Source organism: Paenibacillus sp. MABNR03 (assembly GCF_050455445.1).
GTDB lineage: Bacteria > Bacillota > Bacilli > Paenibacillales > Paenibacillaceae > Paenibacillus > Paenibacillus xylanilyticus.
Genome location: NZ_JBCIYR010000003.1, coordinates 837,409 through 838,379 on the forward strand (window position 1 = coordinate 837,409; position 971 = coordinate 838,379).

Annotated in this window: 1 pseudogene; it reads left to right on the forward strand. The window is 56.1% G+C overall.

Annotation, left to right across the window (positions count from 1 at the left end):
- Nucleotides 1-971 (forward strand): annotated as a pseudogene (locus tag AAIH57_RS19025) (BclA C-terminal domain-containing protein); the annotation flags it as partial.

The following is a 971-nucleotide window of genomic DNA, read 5'->3' on the forward strand; positions in this document are numbered from 1 at the left end:
TTACTGGGATTACCGGCGGAACGGGTGGCACAGGTGAAACGGGAGCGACAGGGATACCAGGGATCACGGGAGCAACGGGTATCGGTTTGAGTGGAGTCGTGCCATTCGATCCGGTCGTAGCGCCGACGTACTCCTTCGGTCAGGTTGTTACGTTTAATGGCAGCACGTATATTGCCAATATGGCATCTCCGACTGGGATACCAGGAACGTCCCCAGACTATACGTTGTTAGCAGGAGCAGGAGCAACAGGCGTTACTGGGATTACCGGCGGAACGGGTGGCACAGGTGAAACGGGAGCGACAGGAATAACGGGGATCACGGGAGCAACGGGTATCGGTTTAAGTGGCATAGTGCCATTCGATCCGGCCGTAGCACCGACGTACCTTGCTGGGCAGGTTGTTACGTTTAACGGCAGTACGTATATTGCCAATGTTGCTTCACCGACAGGAACACCGGGAACGTCACCAGACTATACGTTGTTGGCAGGTGCAGGAGCAACAGGCGTTACTGGGATTACCGGCATAACGGGTGGGACAGGAGAAACGGGAGCAACAGGGATAGCAGGGATTACGGGAGCAACGGGTATCGGTTTGAGTGGCATAGTGCCTTTCGATCCGGCGGTGGCACCAACGTATTCAGCGGGTCAGGTGGTTACGTTCAACGGCAGTACGTATATTGCCAATGTTGCGTCACCGACAGGAACACCGGGAACCTCACCTGACTATACGTTGCTTGCAGGAGCAGGAGCAACAGGAGTTACCGGCGTGATGGGTGGTACGGGTATAACGGGAGCCACAGGAACAACTGGCGTAACGGGAGCAACAGGGTTAACTGGAGCCACGGGAGTAGGTGTGACAGGAAGTACCGGAGTCACTGGAGCGACCGGAGTTACGGGAGCCACAGGAACAACTGGCGTAACGGGAGCAACAGGGTTAACTGGAGCCACGGGAGTAGGTGTGACAGGAAGTACG